Source organism: Microbacterium koreense, from assembly GCF_042677105.1.
GTDB classification, from domain to species: domain Bacteria; phylum Actinomycetota; class Actinomycetes; order Actinomycetales; family Microbacteriaceae; genus Microbacterium; species Microbacterium koreense.
The window spans coordinates 1639402-1659181 of record NZ_JBHTIM010000001.1 but is presented as its reverse complement, the minus strand read 5'-3'; the positions used below and the strand labels follow the sequence as shown (position 1 = coordinate 1659181).

General features: G+C 68.9%; 19 protein-coding genes. 11 read left to right on the top strand and 8 right to left on the bottom strand.

Annotation, left to right across the window (positions count from 1 at the left end):
• Positions 1–9: 9 nt before the first annotated feature.
• Together ACFQZV_RS07670 and ACFQZV_RS07665 are read right to left on the bottom strand one after the other, a co-directional pair.
• Complete coding sequence (locus ACFQZV_RS07670) at positions 10–3300, bottom strand: UvrD-helicase domain-containing protein (RefSeq protein WP_378750084.1); 3291 nt, start codon at positions 3298–3300, stop codon at positions 10–12.
• Positions 3297–6383 (bottom strand): ATP-dependent helicase, encoded by a 3087-nt coding sequence (locus ACFQZV_RS07665; RefSeq protein WP_378750086.1) that lies wholly within the window; start codon positions 6381–6383, stop codon positions 3297–3299. Before ACFQZV_RS07665 ends, ACFQZV_RS07670 begins: the two co-directional genes overlap by 4 nt.
• Before the next feature lie 157 nt (positions 6384–6540).
• On the opposite strand from ACFQZV_RS07665, the gene ACFQZV_RS07660 reads away from it, so the two are divergent.
• Both ACFQZV_RS07660 and ACFQZV_RS07655 read left to right on the top strand, forming a co-directional pair.
• A complete protein-coding gene (locus ACFQZV_RS07660; RefSeq protein ID WP_378750088.1) occupies positions 6541–6765 on the top strand; it encodes a DUF3107 domain-containing protein in 225 nt (74 codons plus the stop codon).
• Between the two features lie 2 nt (positions 6766–6767).
• Positions 6768–7058 (top strand): hypothetical protein, encoded by a 291-nt coding sequence (locus tag ACFQZV_RS07655; protein WP_378750090.1) that lies wholly within the window; start codon positions 6768–6770, stop codon positions 7056–7058.
• A 12-nt stretch (positions 7059–7070) separates the two neighbouring features.
• On the opposite strand, the gene ACFQZV_RS07650 is transcribed toward ACFQZV_RS07655, so the two are convergent.
• Positions 7071–7787, bottom strand: coding sequence for a ferritin-like fold-containing protein (locus tag ACFQZV_RS07650; protein WP_378750092.1), 717 nt, complete (start codon positions 7785–7787; stop codon positions 7071–7073).
• A gap of 141 nt (positions 7788–7928) precedes the next feature.
• On the opposite strand from ACFQZV_RS07650, the gene ACFQZV_RS07645 reads away from it, so the two are divergent.
• Together ACFQZV_RS07645 and ACFQZV_RS07640 are read left to right on the top strand one after the other, a co-directional pair.
• On the top strand, positions 7929–9449 hold the full coding sequence (locus ACFQZV_RS07645) for a DEAD/DEAH box helicase (RefSeq protein ID WP_378750094.1): 1521 nt from the start codon (positions 7929–7931) through the stop codon (positions 9447–9449).
• Positions 9450–9550: 101 nt separating this feature from the next.
• Positions 9551–9964, top strand: coding sequence for an SHOCT domain-containing protein (locus ACFQZV_RS07640; RefSeq protein ID WP_378750096.1), 414 nt, complete (start codon positions 9551–9553; stop codon positions 9962–9964).
• A 28-nt stretch (positions 9965–9992) separates the two neighbouring features.
• Here ACFQZV_RS07640 and ACFQZV_RS07635 read toward each other — a convergent pair whose 3' ends face one another.
• Positions 9993–10847, bottom strand: a complete 855-nt coding sequence (locus ACFQZV_RS07635) for a PHP domain-containing protein (RefSeq protein ID WP_378750413.1) — start codon at positions 10845–10847, stop codon at positions 9993–9995.
• A gap of 89 nt (positions 10848–10936) precedes the next feature.
• Between ACFQZV_RS07635 and ACFQZV_RS07630 the strand changes: the two genes are divergently transcribed.
• From ACFQZV_RS07630 to ACFQZV_RS07620, 3 genes are all read left to right on the top strand, one after another.
• The gene (locus tag ACFQZV_RS07630) at positions 10937–11956 is read left to right on the top strand and encodes an endonuclease/exonuclease/phosphatase family protein (RefSeq protein ID WP_378750098.1); all 1020 of its coding nucleotides are present in this window, start codon (positions 10937–10939) and stop codon (positions 11954–11956) included.
• 25 nt (positions 11957–11981) lie between these two features.
• Entirely contained in the window at positions 11982–13418 is a 1437-nt protein-coding gene (locus ACFQZV_RS07625; RefSeq protein WP_378750100.1) for an aminopeptidase P family protein, read from the top strand.
• A gap of 148 nt (positions 13419–13566) precedes the next feature.
• A complete protein-coding gene (locus ACFQZV_RS07620) occupies positions 13567–14046 on the top strand; it encodes a hypothetical protein (RefSeq protein WP_378750102.1) in 480 nt (159 codons plus the stop codon).
• 15 nt (positions 14047–14061) lie between these two features.
• Here the strand turns inward: ACFQZV_RS07620 and ACFQZV_RS07615 are convergent, their stop codons facing one another.
• Positions 14062–14724 carry an alpha/beta hydrolase family protein gene (locus ACFQZV_RS07615; RefSeq protein WP_378750104.1) on the bottom strand — a complete coding sequence of 221 codons (663 nt, stop codon included), beginning with the start codon at positions 14722–14724 and terminating at the stop codon, positions 14062–14064.
• On the bottom strand, positions 14721–15386 hold the full coding sequence (locus tag ACFQZV_RS07610; RefSeq protein WP_378750106.1) for a general stress protein: 666 nt from the start codon (positions 15384–15386) through the stop codon (positions 14721–14723). The genes ACFQZV_RS07615 and ACFQZV_RS07610 overlap by 4 nt, the downstream gene beginning before the upstream one ends.
• A gap of 39 nt (positions 15387–15425) precedes the next feature.
• Between ACFQZV_RS07610 and ACFQZV_RS07605 the strand changes: the two genes are divergently transcribed.
• Genes ACFQZV_RS07605 through ACFQZV_RS07595 form a run of 3 tightly spaced genes read left to right on the top strand, consistent with a single transcriptional unit; the run spans position 15426 to position 18378 of the window.
• The gene (locus ACFQZV_RS07605) at positions 15426–16694 is read left to right on the top strand and encodes a magnesium transporter MgtE N-terminal domain-containing protein (protein ID WP_378750108.1); all 1269 of its coding nucleotides are present in this window, start codon (positions 15426–15428) and stop codon (positions 16692–16694) included.
• Positions 16694–17230, top strand: coding sequence for a DUF1003 domain-containing protein (locus ACFQZV_RS07600; RefSeq protein WP_378750110.1), 537 nt, complete (start codon positions 16694–16696; stop codon positions 17228–17230). Before ACFQZV_RS07605 ends, ACFQZV_RS07600 begins: the two co-directional genes overlap by 1 nt.
• Positions 17227–18378, top strand: a complete 1152-nt coding sequence (locus ACFQZV_RS07595; RefSeq protein ID WP_378750112.1) for an Mrp/NBP35 family ATP-binding protein — start codon at positions 17227–17229, stop codon at positions 18376–18378. The genes ACFQZV_RS07600 and ACFQZV_RS07595 overlap by 4 nt, the downstream gene beginning before the upstream one ends.
• Positions 18379–18393: 15 nt before the next feature.
• Here ACFQZV_RS07595 and ACFQZV_RS07590 read toward each other — a convergent pair whose 3' ends face one another.
• Entirely contained in the window at positions 18394–18765 is a 372-nt protein-coding gene (locus ACFQZV_RS07590) for a Sec-independent protein translocase TatB (RefSeq protein ID WP_378750114.1), read from the bottom strand.
• A gap of 74 nt (positions 18766–18839) precedes the next feature.
• Between ACFQZV_RS07590 and ACFQZV_RS07585 the strand changes: the two genes are divergently transcribed.
• Positions 18840–19478 (top strand): O-methyltransferase, encoded by a 639-nt coding sequence (locus ACFQZV_RS07585; RefSeq protein WP_378750116.1) that lies wholly within the window; start codon positions 18840–18842, stop codon positions 19476–19478.
• 63 nt (positions 19479–19541) lie between these two features.
• Here the strand turns inward: ACFQZV_RS07585 and ACFQZV_RS07580 are convergent, their stop codons facing one another.
• Positions 19542–19715 (bottom strand): DUF3117 domain-containing protein, encoded by a 174-nt coding sequence (locus ACFQZV_RS07580; protein ID WP_019179788.1) that lies wholly within the window; start codon positions 19713–19715, stop codon positions 19542–19544.
• Positions 19716–19780 lie beyond the last annotated feature (65 nt).

Here is a 19780-nt window from a genome sequence, read left to right as displayed (position 1 = left end):
GCGCAGGCGTCACCCGCGCAGGATGACGTCTTCCGCGACGTAGTAGAGCGTCACGTCGATGTCGTCGAGAGGGACACCGTGACGCGCATGGTAGGCGGCACGGTACAACTCCACCTGCACCATCCGTTCCTCACGTTCCTCATCGGTGCGGGGTGCCCGACCCGTTTTCCAATCCACGATCTCGATGCGCTCACCCCGGCGATAGACGGCATCGAGCTTGCAGATGACGACATGTGGACGGCCGTCGAGGCCGGTCATGGTGACGTCGATCTCGGTTTCGACCTCGAGCGGCCGCAGATCCGCCCACTCCGAGGCCAGGAAGCGACGTCGCAACTCGGCGAGCGCTTCGGTGTCGGCCGCGGAGTACTGCGCGCCGGTGAGCTCGTCGTCGGACTCCCACAAGGCGTCGTCGATCGACCCGCCGATACCGACAAGACCGGAGCGCTGTTCCACCCACGCGTGGAAGAGCGTTCCGAGCCTGGTCTGGCGGAACGGACGCTCGGGCATCGGTCGCGCGAGGCGGTCAACGGTGCCGTCGTAGTCGGCGAGGAAGTCCTTGTACCGCGACGCCGCGATGCGTGTCGGGGCGGCCCGTCGCGCGGGAGCCCGTCGCGCGTCACGCTCGGCGAGGAGGAGTGCGAGGTCGGCATCCGGATCGGCGCGAGGACGCTCTCGCGCCTCCGCGGCGTACGACGCCGCCGCTGTGACCGCGGCACGCCGCGCGCCGAGCGGGTCGATCGGCCAGCGCAGCAGCCGCCGCTCTCCGTCGTACGGGTTCTCACCCGGGTCGTCGCTCGGAAGCTCCCTCTCCAGCGCGTCTGCCATCTCGCGCAGGAAGGGGCTCGTCGCCCGAGGCTTCTTCGTTCCGGACCAGGGGGATGCTGTCAGGAGGAGGTGATCGCGCGCGCGGGTCACGGCGACGTAGGCAAGACGCCGGTCCTCCTCGATCTGACGCGTTCGGTTCGCTTCGACGAAATCGCCGAACGCCGATTTGATCTCCTGTTGTGTCCTCGCCGATCGCCAGGGCAGGACGGGCAGCCAGTGCGCATCTCCGCGGAACTCGTACGGGAGCACGCCGAATCCCAGCCACGCCTTCGTATCCCGTGCGGCGCCGGGGAGTTCGTCGGTGACCAGCCGCACGACGGCCACCGCATCCCACTCGAGCCCCTTCGAGCCGTGGATCGTCAGCAACTGGACGACGTCATCTTCAGGCGGTTCGGTCCGCGGCGCAAACTCGTCGAGCTTCTCCGCGTGGTCGAGCCACGCCAACAGACTCGACAGCGAACCGGTCTCATCCGCGGCGAGGAAGGCGTGGATCTCGTCGACGAACGCGCGTAGCTGCGCCGAGGCGATCCGCGCGGGCCCCCGCGCCTCGTTGGCGGCGAGTTCGATGTCGAGCCGCAGTTCGAGCTCGACCAGGCGGATGAGTTCGGGAATCGGCATCCCCACCGCGCGGCGCAAGCCGGCGAACACCGCCGCCGCTTCACGGAGCCGTTCACGTGCCGCCTCAGTGAATCCGCCGAGCCAGCCGTGGTCCTCTCCGTGGCGAAGGAAGAAGTCGAGCGCGTCGATGAGGGACCCCTCGTCGCCGGCGCTCCCCCGGATCTGCTCGAGCACCTCGGGAGCAAGCGGTGCCAGCGCGGAATCGTGGCGGGCGATCCGTCGCGAGAGCTCCGCCAGTTCGCGCAGATCGGGTAGCCCGATCGCCCACCGTGGACCGGCGAGCAGGCGGATGAGTGACGAACCTGCTCGGGGATCGCTCAGCACCCGCAATGCCGACACGACATCGACCACCTCGGGGGTCGACAACAGTCCGCCGAGGCCGAGGATCCGATGCGGGATGCCGCGTCGACCGAGCGCGTCCCCGAACCGCACCATGTGCTTCTTGCTCCGGAACAAGATGGCACCGGTGGTGCCCTTCCCGCCGCGCCGACGGGTGGCGCGCACGTCGGCGAACCACTCGGCCACCCGCTCGGCCTCGGCATCCAGGTCGCGTTCGACCGTGATCCGCACGTCTCCCGCGGGTGCGTCGGGCCGCGGACGCAGGGTCTCGACGCCGACCGGGGCCGAGGCTGCGAGGGGTTCCAGAACGGCGTTGGCCGCCGTCAGCACCCGGGAACTGTTACGCCAGCTGGTCGCAAGGCTGTAGCGGGCGCAGTCCTGATCATGGGCGAAGGCCCCGGCGAACCCGCCGAGGTTGCCCGCACTGGCCCCGCGCCATCCGTAGATCGCCTGATGGGGGTCACCGACTGCCATGACCGAACTGTCGCGGAAGATCGCCGCCAGAAGGTCGGTCTGCACGACCGAGGTGTCCTGATACTCATCCAGCAGCACGACGCGATACCGGGCGCGAAGCTCCTCGCCGACGATCGGGTGCCGTGTCACCGCCTCGAACGCACCGGCGACCTGGTCGGAGAAATCGATCACCCCCAGCCGCCGTTTCTCCGCCGCGTAGTCGCGGGCAAGGTCGGCGAGGAGCGCGAGCCCCTCCACCTTCTCGGCAGCCCGCGTCACGTCGACGTAGACCGACGTGCCCTTGCGCTCGGAGGGCAGGTCGCACACACGCATGAAGTCGCCGGGGAACGCCGCCAACGCGTCGAGGTCGACGAGGTTGTCGACGCTGTCGCGGGCGATCCGCAACGCCGCGTCGATGATGGTGCGCACCGCTTCGCCACGTTGCTCCAGACGCGGGTCGTCGCTGGCGAAGACGACGCGACGCATGAGGAGCCATGCCGCCGACTCGGACAGGACCGCCGCCTCAGCGTCGCGCCCGATACGCAGCGCATGCTCGCGCACGATCTGGTCGGCGAAGCTGTTGTACGTCGCGACCGTGGGGCGGTGAAGGAGCGCATCGGTGTCGTCGGCGGTGCGCGCGCCGCTGGTGGCGAGTGCGTCGAGTGCCGCGCGTCGGGCGAGGTCGCCGCGGCCCGCGCGCTCGATCTCACCGAACACGTCCAAGCGACCGGCCTCTGCGAGCGCGGGAAGCGCCTCGAGCAGGCCTCGGCGCTCGAACTCCCCCAAGCGCGCCAGACGGCGCTGCACACGGTCGGCGAGTTCCCCGGCCGCCTTGCGAGTGAACGTCAGACCGAGCACCTCGTCCCGCTCGACGTAGCCGTTGGCAACGAGCCACACCACGCGACCCGCCATGGTCTCTGTCTTGCCACTTCCGGCACCCGCGACGACAAGCGCGGGAGACATCGGAGCCTCGATGACGGCGCACTGTTCGTCGGTGGGTGGGTACTGTCCGAGCGCGGCCGCGATGACCCGCGCGGACAGACGGGGAGCGTGCTCACCGGTCATGAGGCGCTCACCGCACCGATCGTGTGGATGCGGCAGAGCCCGTAGGAATGCTCGTCGCGACAGTGTTCCTCGTACGGCGCCGCGAACGTCTCGCCGCGCATCGTCGTCACCGCGTGATGGAGACGGGCCAGGAAGATCTTTCGCCGTTCGTCATCGAAAGGCGGCTGCGTCGGGGTCACGTAATCCTTCGAGGACGTGGGACGGAGCACCAACAACCGCGCGCCTCCGGGAGGCAATCCCTCAGCGCCAGGGATCGCGCCGGACTCGTACGCGAGTTGGTAGGCCCCGAGCTGTGGATTGTCGATCACCTTGGCGTCGGTCTGAGGTTCGTTCTTACCTGTCTTGAGATCGACGATGACCACCGTGCCTTCGGGCGTCACCTCTACGCGATCGATGTACCCCGAGAGGACGGCGCCATGGGTCGCGCCGGGTTCTTCCATGGGGAGGTCCACCTCGAAGTGGGGTTCGGAGCCGATCAACCGACCGCCCGCGGCCTCGAACCGGGTCAGGTACAGATGCAGGCGGCGCACCATATCGCGAGCACGGGTCTGCTCGGCACGCTCGCGCCAGGCCGCTTCGAACTCGAGCTCGCCCCAGCGTGCTTCGACCTCGCGCCAGAGTGACGCTTCGTCGACGCCGGTCGCGTTCTCGAGGGCAGCATGGATGATCGTCCCGAGACCCGCCGTCGCCCCGCCGGGATCCCCCCCGAGGTCACCGATCACCCAGTTCAGCTCGCACTCCTCCAGCGCGTGTACCCGCGAGGGCGATACCCGAACGTCCTCGCGGGAGAGGTCGCGGAGGGGGCCCGTCGAGGTCGGTGGCAGGATGCCGAACCACGACGCCGAGTCGGCTCCGGCCACTTCCGCGTCCGCGAGCAGGGCCAACTGAGCCGCGGCATGCATGCGCGTCGCTTCGTGCGCTGTCGACGTGAGCGTCCGACGGTGTCGCGCCACGAGTCCCCGCAACGACAGGGGATGGTCGACGGTTCGAGGCTCGGGATCGGGCAACAGCTCGAACAACGCACTCGGGCCGGTGTCGTCGTCGTCGACCGCCGTGACGATGACCTGCGCGGATGCACGCGAAAGGGCCCGCGCGAACAAGCGAAGCTCATCGTGCATCGCCGCCCGGCGGCGGTCCAATGTCGTCGCCGCGTTCCCGTCACCCGACGTCGTGTGCACCAGGCGCCACGTCTCGAGCAGGCTGCCACGTGCGCGCACGTTCGGCCACACACCCTCTTGCACACCGGCGACCACCACGGTGTCGAACTCACCACCCAGCGCGCTGGCCGGAGTGACGACCCGCACCGCCGCCACGTCCATGGGCGCATCGAGGCGGTCTTCGGCGACATCACTGTCGAGGATGCTGCGCACGAACATGCGGGGATCGGCGTCGAGGGATCTCTCGACGAACCGCTTGGCCGCCTGGAACACCGACACGACCGCGTCGAGGTCGCGCCCGGCTTGTTCAGCGAGGGGGCCATGGCCACGCGCCAGGTCACCCCAGACACGCTCGAGACGGCTTCGATCCCAGATCATCCAGAGAAGCTCGTGCGCCGTCGCACCTTCGGCCCAGTGCGTGCGCACCGCGCCGATGGTCCGCGCCAGGTGTGCTGCCGCCCGCGCTTCGCGGGTGTCGATCAGGTCCAGTTCCAGCGGCTCGCGCATCGCCGACAGCAGAAGATCGCGACCGGCTGCCACGCCGTCGCGGGCAAGCTCGCTGTGACGGAGCGCCGACACGAGCCGCCTCAGTTCGACGGCGTCGAGGCGCCCGTAGACACCCTGGAGTGCAGCGGCGACGTCGTCGTACGTCCACTCGTCGCGCATGGCCAATTCGACCAGCCGCAGCAGATCGCGAACGGCGCGATGCGTCCCGAGACCCCGCCCCGGCCCCGTCGACCTCGTCGGCACCTCGCGCGCAGCGAGCTCCGCTTCGAGGGCGACCACCTGCCTGGTGTCGTGCGCGATGACGGCACATCGGTCCCAGGGGACGCCGTCATGGATGTGGCGTTCGCGCAGAAGGCGCGCGATGCCGTCGAACTCCTCCGCAGCGGAGCGCATCGTCCACGTGCGGACGGTGCCGTCGGGCTCCGCCGTCGCGGGACGGCGATGGGCGACGACGCCGCCCGCGCCGATCCGCTCGGTCACACGCGAGATCACCGTGTTCTGCCAGGCGCTCCCCCGGTGACGACCGGAGAGGATTTCTGTGTGGCCGAGGCTGGCCACCAAACGCGCGAAGTTCTCGGGCGTCGCGCCACGGAAAGCGCCTGCGCCCACATCCGGATCACCGAACGCCAGCACGGCGACGCCGCGTTGATGTAGCGCTTCAAGCAGCTCGACGCCGCCGAGCGTCAGCTCCTGGGCATCGTCGACGACGACGACCCGGATACGCTCGACCGCGTCGAGGCCTCGCCCTGACGCGCGGAGGATGCCCACCGCCTCACGCACGAGCCCGGCCGCATCCCGATGCACGCCGCGCATCTGCGCCCGGACGTCGAGATACTCGCTGAAGAACGAGGCGATCGCGTGCCATACCTCGACGCCATGGGTCTCGGCGAGCGCATCCAGTCGCGCTGCGTCGATTCCCAGAGTCGTGCACTCCGCGAAGAACGCGCGGAGTTCGGCTCGAAACCCGGGCGTCGCGCGGATGCTCACGTCCAACCAGTGCGGCCACCGCCGCGCGCCTTCGGATTCATCGTCGGCGTCGCCCTCGAGCAAGTCGGCGATGATCTGGTCTTCGTCGCCCCCGGTGAGCAGTTGCGGCGCGTCGCCGTCGGTGGCGACCGCCACCGCACGGACGAGCTGGAACGCGAAGGCGGTCACCGATCGTGCGAGGGGCCCGGCCGTCGCACGGTCGACTTCGAGGGCGAGCGTGTCACGCAGAGCCGTCGCCGACTGGCGCGAAGGGGTGAGCGCGAGAACCTCGTCAGGGTCGAGGCCGGACTCGACGAGCTGCCGGACGCGCGCGACGAGCGCCCGGGTCTTTCCGCTCCCCGGAGCCCCGGCGACGACTCCCGACACATCCGCAGCGAGATGGACCACCCGGCGTTGGTCGTCATCGAGCGGGGGCGCGAGCGTGGACGGCATGATTCGACGGTAGCGGGCCGGTCGGACACCCCGGTCATCCCTCTCGCGGCGGTGTTCGCCGAGAGCGTGCGGAGGCCGGGCGACCCGAGCAGAACCGTGTCGTAGAGTGGCCATGCGTCCCCGGGGACCCGCCCCGGAAAAGCAGGAGGTCATTCACGTGGAGATCCGCATCGGCATCGCGAACACCGGCCGCGAACTCACGTTCGAGACGGACGAGAGCGCCGCCGACGTCAAGAAGTCCGTCGCCGACGCCCTCGACGCCGGCGCCAGCCACGTCACCTTCGGCGATTCCAAGGGCAACTCCTACGTGATCCCGACCGCAGGTCTCGCGTTCGTCGAGATCGGCACCGAAGAGTCGCGTCGCGTCGGCTTCGTCGCCTGACCGTGCAGATTCTGCTCGGCCTCATCGCCGGCACCGTGATCGGTCTCGCGCTGCACTTCGGTGTGCCCGAGCGATCCACCCGCGGCGCCGCCGTGGCACCGATGATCGGCGCCGTCTCGGCGGGCCTCGCGTGGACAGCGCTCACGTGGGCCGGCGTCGGCATAGACACGCCGTGGCCCTGGTTGGCTGCCCTCGTCGTCCCCGTGGCGGTCACCTGGCCGACTCTCGTCGTCCTCGGCAAGGCGCGCGTCGCGCACGACCGCCGCGAACGCGTGCGCCTGAAGATCGGGTAGCGCGCCTCGCCGTCAGGCGGCGAGACCCATGTCATCCATCCGACGCGAGTGCGCGGCCATGAGCGCGGTGAACACCGGCTCCACCTTCTCTTCGTCGGCGATGCGCAGTTCGCGACGCGCCAGCGCCGCACGCGCGACGAGCAGCGTGTCGCCGACGAGCCGTCGTCCCCACATCGCGAGGAGGGACTGCCATTCGATGTCGCCGTCGATCTTCGCGGCGATGATGTCGACGATCGCCTGGCGGTCGTCGTCGCCGCGGAGGATCCTGGCGACCCGGCGCCCGGTGTCGCCATAGCTGGATGCCAATGCGAGGTAGAAGTCGTCGAGCATCCCGGCGGTGATGTGCACCGACAGCATCGTCTCCTCGGGGCGCACGCCGTGCGTCGCACGACGGAACGTGTCCAGCTGCTCACGGAACGGCAACATGACCGCTGTGGGGTCGCCCCCTCGATCGCGGATGACCGCCACGAGCTGTTCGTGCTTCTCCAGCGCCGCGCCGGCCGCCCGTGACAGCGACTCCTTCTGAGCCAGCTCCGGCGTGTGCGCGATGAGCTCGCTCAGCGTCTCGAAGAAGCCGAGCTGCAGGTAGGCGGCCTGCCCGAGGAAGGTGTCGATGTCCGGAGCGAGCTCCTCGAAGTCGACCCGCGTCGCACCCCCGAAGTCACCTCGAGAGCGCAGCGAGAGGGCTCCCGAGGTGGGGCGTTTGCGTTGCCAGAACCAGGTGACCACGAGCACAAGACTACGGGGCGCACGTCTCTGGCTATCCTTGAGTGGTCCCGGCGATGGAACGGGACCACCGCGCCTGTGGCTGAGTGAAGGGCGTGGAACCCCTCACCCCGGCGGCCTCTCACCGCCAGACAGGCACCACTCGTGACGACTTTCGCCGAACTCGGCGTCGACCAGGACATCGTCGACACTCTCGCCGCTCGCGGCATCATCGACGCGTTCCCCATCCAGGAACAGACCATTCCGCTCGGGATTCCGGGCCAGGACATCATCGGCCAGGCCAAGACCGGCACGGGAAAGACGTTCGGCTTCGGCATCCCCGTGGTCCAGCGTCTCGGACTGGATCCTGCACCGGGTGTCAAGGCGCTCATCGTCGTTCCGACCCGTGAACTCGCCGTGCAGGTGTACGAAGACATGGACATGCTGACCTCGGGTCGCTCGACGAGTGTCGTGGCGATCTACGGCGGCAAGGCCTACGAAGGTCAGATCGACCAGCTCCGAGCCGGCGCACAGATCGTCGTCGGCACCCCCGGGCGCCTGATCGACCTCAACAACCAGCGGCTGCTCGACCTGTCGAACGCGACCGAGGTCGTGCTCGACGAAGCCGACAAGATGCTCGATCTCGGATTTCTCCCCGACATCGAGAAGATCTTCTCGAAGGTTCCCGCCGTGCGTCACACGCAGCTGTTCTCGGCGACGATGCCCGGACCGATCGTGACGCTCGCGCGCCGGTTCATGTCGAGCCCCATCCACATCCGCGCAAATGACCCCGACGAAGGCCTCACACAGGCCAACATCCGCCACCTCGTGTACCGAGCCCACTCGCTCGACAAGGACGAGGTCATCGCCCGCATGCTCCAGGCCGAGGGTCGCGGCAAGACCGTGATCTTCACCCGCACCAAGCGTGCGGCGCAGAAGCTCGTCGACGAGCTCAACGACCGCGGGTTCAATGCCGGCGCCGTGCACGGCGACATGAGCCAGGAGGCACGCGAGCGTTCGATGGCGGCGTTCAAGGCCGGCAAGAGGGACGTGCTGATCGCCACCGACGTGGCCGCCCGCGGGATCGACGTCGACGACGTCACCCACGTCATCAACCACACGATTCCCGATGACGAGAAGACCTATCTCCACCGCGCCGGCCGCACGGGCCGTGCCGGCAAGACGGGCATCGCCGTGACGTTTGTGGACTGGGAAGACCTCCACAAGTGGGCGTTGATCAACCGCGCACTCGAGTTCGGACAGCCCGAGCCCGTGGAGACGTACTCCTCAAGCCCGCACCTGTACACCGACCTCGACATCCCTGCAGGAACGAAGGGACGCATCACCACCGCCCCGAAGACGCAGACAACGCGCACGCAGCCCCGCCGTGCGAGCGATGCGTCGGCAGAGGGCGGCGACGAGACCGGCACCACCAAGCGCCGTCGGCGGCGGCGGCGCGGCTCTGACCGCGTCGGCTCGACCTTCACCGACGGTGAGCAGAAGACCGGCGAGCCGAAGCCGGGAGACCAGGAGACGACCGCCGGAGAGTCCTCCGAAGAGCGTGCCGCCGATGGCTCCGGCACGCACGACGGCGGCGGCAAGGAGCACCACGACGGCAAGTCCGCGCCGAGTCGGCGTCGTCGTCGGCGTTCCCGTCCCTCGGGGAACGCCGCAACCGGGGCCTGAGTCCGAGCGTTACGGAACACCCCACTGAGGTCGCCCTCGCGCGCTAAGGTAGGTCGCGGCCGTGCACCGGCACTGCAACCCCCCGAAAGAAAGGCACAGTCGTGCGATTCATCGAGACTTACGCGTACCAGGGATTCTGGGGCTCGTTCTGGGACCTCATCTGGTGGTTCCTCGTCGTCTTCGCGTTCTTCGCGTACCTCTTCGCGGTCTTCGCGATCATCGCCGACCTCTTCCGTGACCACAAGCTCAGCGGGTGGTGGAAGGCGGTCTGGATCGTTTTCCTGATCTTCGTCCCCGTCCTCACCGCCCTGGTGTACCTGATCGCGCGCGGCAACGGCATGGCCGAGCGTGGTGCGGCGCAGGCCAAGCAGTACCAGCAGGCGCAGAGCGACTACATCCGCGAGGTCGCCGGCACGAGCCCGGCCGAAGAGATCGCGAAGGCGAAGTCGCTGCTCGACGCCGGCACGATCAGCCAGGCCGAGTACGACAGCTTGAAGGCCAAGGCCCTCAGCTGACCCTCCGCACGTCGCGCCCCCGCTCTTCCTACGGGAAGACGGGGGCGCTTCCGTTTCCGCGCGCGATCAGCCGCGCCACCATTTCGTCCGCGGTGGTGAGTTCTCCCGGCACGTTCGGTTTTCCGGTTCCGTGATAGTCGCTCGATCCGGTCACGATGAGGTCGAACCGGTCGACGAGGGTGCGCAGCGTGCGGATGCCCGGCTCGAGGTTCTCGCGGTGGCCGAGTTCGAAGCCGGCCAGCCCCGCATCGAGCATCTGCGCGAGCACCGCGGCGGGCAGGACGCCTGCCCGTCCGGCGGGATGGGCGACGATCGCGACGCCACCCGCATCGGTGACCACTTCGACCGCGGTGACGGGATCGGGCGCGTAGAGCGCGACGTAGTAATCACCGCGCGGACTGAGGATGTCGGCGAACGCCTCCGTGCGGTCGCGGACGATGCCGCGGGCGACCAGGGCGTCGGCGATGTGAGGTCGCCCGACGGTCGCGCCTTCTGCGGTGTGGGCGAGGATGTCGTCCCACCCGATATCGAAGTCGCGTGCGATGCGGTCGGCCATCTTCCGTGCGCGATCCATGCGTGATGACCGGATGCGGTCGGTCAGCGCGCGCAGCGCCAGATCGTCGGGGTTCACGAGGTATGCCAGGATGTGGACGCTGCGCCACTCGTGGCGTGCGGAGAGTTCCATTCCCGGAATGAACGTCATGCCGAGCGAGTCGGCGGCCTCGGCGGCCTCGGCCCACCCGGATGTCGTGTCATGGTCTGTCAACGCGGCGGTACGCAGCCCGTGCCGATGCGCCGCCAGCATGACGGCTGCGGGCGGTTCGGTTCCATCGGAGTGGTCGGAGTGCATATGCAGGTCACTCGGTCCCTCGAATCGACGCATGCCCGGCACGAGTCGAGCGTATCGCGCGACTCTCCCCAGCTTCGGTCGCCCTCCACGGATCTCTCAGTCTGCTCGCATAGAGTCGCACCGTGCTGCGCCTATCGGGAGTCCTCGTGACCGTGCTCTGCGCGATCGCCGCGGCCGTTTTGACCTGGCCCGGTTTCTTTCGGGTCGAGCGTCTGTTCCCGATCGCTCAGATCATCTCCTTGCGCACGGTGATCACGATCGCCTTCGCCGCCGCCCTGGTCGTGGCGCTCCTCCTCGCGCTCGTCCGCCCGATGCGCGCCTTCGCCCTGTCGCTGGCCGTCGTCGCGGCGGTGGCCTGTGTGTCGAATGGGGTCATCCTCGCCCAACGCGGACTCGGCACCGACGCGCTCCCCGAGAAGACCGATACGAGCATTCGCGTGCTCACCTGGAACACCGCGGGATCTGCGACGCCCCCCGACACGATCGCGAAGCTGGCGGTGGCGACGCAGGCGGACATCGTCACGTTGCCCGAAACGACGATCGAGTCGGGCGAACAGGTCGCCGTGGCCATGCGGGAGATGGGCAGCCCCATGTGGGCGCACCACGCTGAGAACAGCGGAACGCCCTGGGACGCCGGGTCCACCACGATTCTCATCTCCCCCGACCTGGGCGACTACTCGGTGATCGAGTCCTCGCGAGACGGCTCGAGCAACACGTCCACCGTGCCCAGTGCCGTGGCGATGCCGACGGGCGGGACGGGTCCGACGATCGTCGCAGCCCACGCCGTCGCACCTCGTCAGGCGTACATGAGCGATTGGCGCACCGACCTGCAGTGGCTGGCAGATCAGTGCGCCGAGGCGAACGTCATCATGGCGGGTGACTTCAACGCGACGATCGATCACATGTCGGGTCTGGGTGTCGACGGCGGCACGCTCGGTCGATGCGCCGAGACATCGTCCGAGACCGGGAACGGCGCGGTTGCGACCTGGCCGACGGCCTCGCCGGCGCTGCTCGGAGCCCCGATCGATCATGTGATGGCCTCGCCGCACTGGAACGCCACCGGCTCACTCGTCGTGCGCTCACTCGATCATTCCGGCAGCGATCACCGGCCACTCGTGGTGCAGCTCGAACCGGCGCCCTGACGAGCACACGTGCGACACTGGAGACATGAGCACTTCGGGTGAGACCACGACGTCGGATGCCGCAGCCGCCGACACGGCGAAGGCCCCGGCGACGACGAGCACCAACCGCAAACAACCGTTCGGACAGGGCTTCCTCGACACGATCTCGAGCGGGTGGGCGGAGCGCCCCGACACCACACCCCCACGCCGCGACCAGGCCGCATATACCGCCGCACGTCGCGCGGCCGTCTCGGCGGCCTTTCCCGGCGACCGCATCGTCGTTCCGGCGGGGCCCGCGAAGCAGCGCAGCAACGACACCGACTACCCGTTCCGCGCCCATTCCGCGTTCTCCCACCTGACGGGGTGGGCGGCCGATGCCGAGCCCGATGCCGTTCTGGTGTTCGAGCCCACGGCCGACGGCCACGACGTCACCCTCTACTTCCGGGAGCGCGCCGACCGGACGACGAGCGAGTTCTACGCGAACGCGGCGATCGGGGAATTCTGGATCGGCCCGCGGCCCGCGCTGGCGGGAGTGGCAGCGGATCTCGGCATCGCCACCGCGCACCTCGACGACTGGCAGGCCGGCGACGCCGATCGTGTCGTGGACGAAGACGACGAGGTGACCCGGATGCTCTCCGAGTTGCGCTTGATCAAGGACGACTACGAGATCGCGCAGATGCGGCTGGCGGTCGACGTCACCGCTCGCGGGTTCGACGACATCGTCGCGAACTTGCCGGCGATCATCGCGCATCCCCGCGGTGAGCGCGTGGTCGAGGGCGTGTTCCACCAGCGGGCGCGGAGCGACGGGAACACCGTCGGCTACGACACGATCGCCGCATCCGGACCACACGCCTGCTACCTGCATTGGACGCGCAACGACGGCGCGGTGCTTCCGGGCGACCTGATCCTCATCGATGCGGGCGTCGAGGTCGACAGTCTGTACACCGCGGACATCACCCGCACGCTGCCCGTGAACGGCCGATTCACCCCGGTGCAGCGAAGGGTGTACGAGGCCGTCCGCGAAGCGGCCGATGCGGCGTTCGCCGCCGCCCGCGTCGGGGTGCCGTTCCGAACCGTCCACGCCGCCGCGATGGAGGTCATCGCCGCTCGCGTGGCCGAGTGGGGCCTCCTCCCCGTCACCGCCGAAGAAGCACTGGACGCCGATACCGGAGGCCACCACCGCCGGTACATGGTGCACGGCACGAGCCACCATCTCGGCATCGATGTGCATGACTGCGCGCAGGCGCGCCGCGAGATGTACTACGACGGTCTCCTCGAACCGGGAATGGTGTTCACGATCGAGCCCGGCCTGTACTTCCAGATCGATGATCTGACCGTGCCCGAGGAGTACCGGGGTATCGGCGTGCGCATCGAAGACGACATCCTCATGACCGCCGACGGTCCCGTCAACCTCTCGGCCGACATGCCGCGCACCGCAGACGAGATCGAGGACTGGATCGCGCGCGGTACGTCGGTTTCGTGACATCCCACCCACTCCCGCCTGTCGCGACTTGACGCCTTCCAAGACGGTCGTCTAGCGTTCCCCACAATGCCCGCTTCATAGAAGAGGCCAGGGCGACGGCGAGAGCGGGGACTCCCGCCGGACGACGAATCCGTTATGAGGGGGAACGATGGACGATGTACTTTGCCTTGCGACGACCGGTGGCGAGGGGATGCTTCCCCTCACTCTCGCGGCGTGCGCGCTCGCGGGTGGCGGCGTGGCACTGGTGGTGTGGGCCCGCAAGAAGACCGGAGCGATGACGGGTGCGGCTGCGCTCCTCATCGCCGGAGTCGTCGCGTTCGGCGCCGCGCAGCCTGCGCCGGTCTACGCCGCGACCGACCCGTGCGCGGAGGTCGTCGAGCCCGCGCCTGTCGCGCCGGAGCCTGAGACACCCGCCACTCCGGTCGAACCGACCGAACCCGAGGAGCCTGCAGACGGCGGCGACGAGGGCGAGAACGACGACGACGGACGTGACGAGAACGACGACGAGAACGACGACGTGGTCGACGACGAGAACGACGACGAGAACGACGACCAGTTCGACGACGAGAACGACGACCTGGTCGACGACGAGAACGACGACGAGAACGACGACGACGACGACCGGTGACGTCGGTCGCGGCAACTAACGACCGCCGATCCAGTCCGCGACGATCGCTGAGGCGCTCTCCCCGACGTCGTGCGGGGAGAGCGCCTCGCGCTTGCGTTCGAACGAGTGTCCGCCGGGAATCCACGTCATCGTTGCATCCGGGCATCCCCGGACGATCTCGTCGAGGACGTTCGCCGGCTGCACGAACGGATCCCCCGTACCGGAGAGGAACAGCTGCGGCTGCGTGACAGCAGGCAGGTGTGCGCAGCGGAGCTTCTCCGGTGCGCCCGGCGGGTGCAGCGGGTACCCGAGGTACACGAGACCGGTGGGGTCGATCGCACCCTCCGCCGCCGCCATCGACGCCATCCGGCCACCATAGGACTTGCCGATCGCCCACACGGGCAGTCCTTCGTCTCGGCACCGCTCATCGACGGCGCGCCATGTCGCGATCGCGTGCGGCGCTGGTCCCGGCATCCGGCGACCTGCCTCGGCGTACGGGAAGTTGAACCTCACCGTCGCGATCCCGCGGGACGCGAGACCATCGGCGAAGCCGGTCAGGAACGGATGGTCGAAGCGCGACCCTGCTCCATGCGCAACCGGCGCGATGGCCCAGGCATCGGCCGGGCGATCGACAGCGAGCGAGACCTCGGCCGTGCTCTTCGGGAGCTCGACCCGCAACGACTGCAGGCTCGCCGTCACCGGCCGTCTTCGCGCGGGGCCGACGCGGTGTCGTCGTCGGGGTTCTGTACATCCTCCCCGACCTGCGCCGCGTCCGGAATCTGCGGCGGGGATGCCGAATCCTTCGCCGTGGCGTCGACATCCGGGACACGTTCGCCGTACGCCGGCGGCGCTGAATCGGCGACGACCCGCGGCCGTGCCGCAGGCTCCGGCGCCTGAGGTCCGAGCACCTGTCTGGCGCGCATCGCGTTCGCCGCCGCGACCGTCACCTCGTAATGGTCGGCGATCACCTGGGTGATGGATGCGTAGTCACGCCGTCGCCGTACGAACGCGAAGGTGACGAGACTCAGCAGCATGCCGATCGCGATGCCGACGAAGAGCACACCGACGAACGCCTGGATCGGCACGGAAGGTGACCCGATGACGAGGATCGCCGAGAAGAGCAACCCCAGAAGCAGACCGTTGATGGCACCGGAGCGGGCGGCGGTGGCATACCCGAGGCGCCCGGTGACGCGTTCGACCGAGCGCAGACCCGTGCCCACGATGGCGATCTGTCGCGCCGGCACATCGGCGGCGATCAACGACGACACGGCCTTCTGCGCGCGCTCGTACGACGAAAAGCTCGCCACGGTCTGCCCCAGGTCATCGGGGCTCTGGGGAAAACGGCCGCCGAACATGCTCATTCCTCCATCCTCCCATGCGGGCGCGACTACGCTGGAACGATGAGCACGCAGCGGGTCTTCGTGGCGCGCCTCACGGGGTGCGCCGTCTTCGATCCCGTCGGCGACCGTCTCGGCAAAGTGCGTGACGTGGTGATCGTCTATCGCAAGGACGATCCCCCGCGGGTCATCGGGCTCATCGTCGAGATCCCCGGCAGGCGCCACGTGTTCCTCTCGATCGGTCGCGTCACCTCGATCGCGACCGGCCAGGTCATCACGACGGGACTCATCAACGTGCGCCGGTTCCAACAGCGCGGGGGCGAAGTGCGGGTGATGACCGAACTCATCGGACGTCGTGTGCAACTGCTCGACGGGTCGGGACGCGCCGTGATCGAAGACGTCGCGCTCGAACGCAAGCGCACCGGTGAATGGGATGTCGGACAGCTCTTCCTGCGGCGTCCGCGCACGAGCGCCTCCCCGTTCGCGAAGGGACCGACCACGTTCGCCGCGTGGGCCGAGGTGAGCGAGAACCAGGAGCCGGGGGTTCCCCAGTCGGCCGAACAGCTCGTCGCGTCCTACTCGGAGCTGCTCCCAGCGGACCTCGCCAACACGCTCCTCGACCTCCCCTCCGAGCGCTTGCTCGAGGTCGCCGAAGAGCTCCCCGACGACCGCCTCGCCGACGCGCTCGAAGAGATGCCCGAAGACGAGCAGGTGCAGATCCTCGAAGCACTCGGCGACGAGCGTGCCGCCGACATCCTCGACGCGATGGAACCCGACGACGCGGCCGACCTCCTCGGACAGCTCTCGGACGAGCGCACCGAGGAATTGCTCGAGCTCATGGAACCCGACGAGGCCGAAGACGTCCGCGCGCTCCTGCAGTACGAACCCGAGACGGCGGGCGGGCTCATGACGAGCGAACCCATCGTGCTCTCCGCCGATGCCACCGTCGCCGAAGCACTCGCGCTGATCCGCCGCCACGAGCTGCATCCCGCCCTCGCCGCCGCGGTGTTCATCACCCTCCCGCCCTTCGAGACGCCGACGGGGCGCTTCCTCGGAACGGTCCACTTCCAACGGATGCTGCGCTACCCCCCGCACGAGAGACTGGGCGCGATCATGGATGACTCCGTCGACGCGGTCGCAGCGACGGCGACGGCAGCCGAAGTCGCTCGCATGCTGGCCAGCTACGACCTCGTCTCTGTCCCCGTCGTCGATGAGGGACACCGCCTCGTCGGCGTCGTCTCCATCGACGACGTGCTCGATGACCTGCTGCCGGATGACTGGCGTACGCGTGACGACGCCTCGACGGCGCCGACGTCGGGCGGGGTCGCGTGATGGCCCGCGGAGCCAAGCGCGGGCCGGGACTGGACGCACCGCGGGGACGCTCGGGGATGCTGGGGCCGCGGACGCCCCAGCCCTCGCGTGATCGCTTCGGGCGCGCGACCGAGTGGATCGCACGCAATATGGGAACGCCGTTCTTCCTGATCGCGTTGACCGTCTTCTGCATCGCGTGGATCGCGTGGAACACGCTCATGCCGCCCCAGATGCGTTTCGATTCCGCTGCGAATGGTTTCACGGCGCTGACGCTCATGCTGTCCCTACAGGCGTCCTACGCCGCGCCGCTCATCCTTCTCGCTCAGAACCGACAGGATGACCGCGACCGCGTGCAGATCGAGCAGGATCGCCAGCGCGCCGAACGCAACCTCGCCGACACCGAGTACCTCGCGCGCGAGATCGTCGCCCTCCGGATGGCGGTGTCCGACTTCCGTAATGACGTGCTCACGAAAGACGAGCTCCGCGACGAACTGAGAGCACTCCTGAAAGACCTCGAGGACCCGAAGGTCACCACGACGAACGAGGAGCCCGCGTGAGCGCAGATCGCGTCGACGAGGTGAGCCGGGCCGTCGGCGGCGTGCTCGATCCCGAACTGCGCCGTCCCCTCGCCGAACTCGACATGCTGCGCGACATCGCGGTCGATGGCGGGGTCGCCCACGTCGGTATCGCCCTGACGATCGTCGGATGCCCGGCCGCCGACCGGATCGCGTCGGACGTGCGTGCCGCCGCGGCATCCGTGACCGGCATCGACGACGTGGAGCTGTCGGTGGGGGTCATGACACCTGCCGAGAGGGCAGCGTTGACCGAGCGGCTGCGCGGAGGGCGCGCGGCGCGCGAGATCCCGTTCGACCGGGACGGCCTCACCCGCGTCGTCGCGGTGACCAGCGGCAAAGGCGGTGTCGGCAAGTCCAGCGTCACCGCGAATCTGGCGGTCACCCTCGCCCGGCGCGGACTGGCCGTCGGCGTGATCGACGCGGACGTCCACGGATTCTCCATTCCCGCCCTTCTCGGCCTCGTCGATGACGACGGCATCCCGCCGCAGCCGACGCGCATCGACGACCTGATGCTGCCGCCGGTCGCCCACGGGGTGAAGGTGATCTCGATCGGGATGTTCCTCCGCCGTCCGTCGGGCGACGCTCCGCATGGCGCGGTCGCCTGGCGCGGTCCGATGCTCCATCGCACGATCCAGCAGTTCCTGACCGATGTGCACTTCGGCGACCTCGATGTGCTGCTCATCGACATGCCCCCGGGAACCGGCGACGTCGCGATATCGGTGGGTCAGCTGCTCCCCGGCGCCGATGTGCTCGTCGTGACGACTCCGCAGGTCGCGGCATCCGATGTCGCCGTACGCAGCGCCATCGTCGCGCGCCAGACCGGTCAGCGGGTCGTCGGTGTCGTGGAGAACATGGCGGCCCTCCCCCTGCCGGACGGCAGCATGCTGTCCCTCTTCGGCGAGGGTGGAGGCGAAGCCGTCGCAGCGACGCTCAGCACGTCCGACGAGCCTGTTCCGCTGCTGGGATCGATCCCTCTGAGCGTCCCGCTGCGCACCGGGGGCGACACGGGGATGCCGGTCGTGCTGACGCAACCCGACGACCCCGCATCCGTCGCGATCGAGCGTGTCGCAGACTCTCTCGTGCGGCCGCGCGGTCTGGCCGGCAAGAAGCTGCCGTTGCATCCGGCGTGAACCGGATGCGGCGACTCACGTCGCTTCGGAGTCATACGGGGGCGTGTCACCCGCACGGAAAGGCGTGGGCGGAGGCGTCACCGGCGCCGTCGCGACGGCCGGTGCGGCCTTCGGACGCGACGCCACGGGGGCATCGTCGAGCAGCGCTTCGCGGATGATCCGACGCGGGTCGTACTGGCGGGGGTCGAGCGTGCGCCAATCGACGTCCTCGAAGTCCTCGCCCATCTCGTCCTTGACGCGCGTGCGCGCCGTGCCGACCCACTCGCGTACGCGACGGGTCAGATGCGCAAGCCCCTCCGCGTAGCGGGGCAACCGCTCGGGCCCGATCAACAGCGCTGCGACGAGACCGATGAGCAGAAGCTTCTCGATCGTGAGCCCGTTGAACATGACAGCAAGGTTACCGCCGCGCCTGGCCGCCGAGTGCCGCGCATGGCCGTAGGCTGACCGCGGAGGATGCCACGATGGGCGAACACGACGCGAATCAACGATTCGTCGCTGAGACGACGGTCGAACCGGACCACATCGCCCGGGCGCGCACGCACGCGCTCGAGCTGGGGGCCGCGCCGATCAGCGCACCCGTCGGCGCACAGATCGCCGTCCTCGCTGCCGCGTCGCGCGCCCTGAACATCGTCGAGATCGGCACCGGTGCCGGTGTGTCGGGACTGTGGCTGCTCCGTGGCTCGCCCCGCGCCACCCTCACGACCATCGACAAGGAGCCCGAGCACCTCGGCGCCGCGCGCCAGGCCTTCGCGGAAGCGCGCATTCCCGCGGCTCGCGCCCGATTCATCACGGGGCGCGCGGCTGACGTCCTGCCCCGAATGAACGAGGCGTCATACGACATCGTGCTCGTCGACGCGGATCCCGAATCGGTGCTCGAGGATGTCGAGCACGGACTGCGCCTCGTGCGGGCGGGCGGAACGGTTCTGGTTCCCCGCGTGCTCCACGGCGGCGCCGTCTCGGATCCCGTGCGTCGCGATCCGGTCACGACCGCGTACCGGTCACTCATCCAGGAGACGCAGGGATCCCCGGCGGTGATCGGCGCCCTCTCCACGGCCGGTGAAGGGCTGCTTCAACTCACGACGGTCGACGACGACCGCTGAGCACTCCCCAGACGTGAAACGGCGGCCGATCCCGCAGGACCGGCCGCCGTCGACGTCGTCGTGTCAGGCTGCGTTGACCACACCGCCGAGCACGTCGTAGAGTTCCTTCGCCTCTGCGTCGTTCACCGAGACGACGAGGCGTCCGCCTCCCTCGAGCGGCACGCGCACGATGATGAGGCGACCCTCCTTCACGGCCTCCATCGGCCCGTCTCCGGTTCTCGGCTTCATGGCTGCCATAGCGGCTCCTTTTCGTCAGGGTCTGCTGAGCAAGTTTACCGAACCCCGCCGACGACGGCGGATTT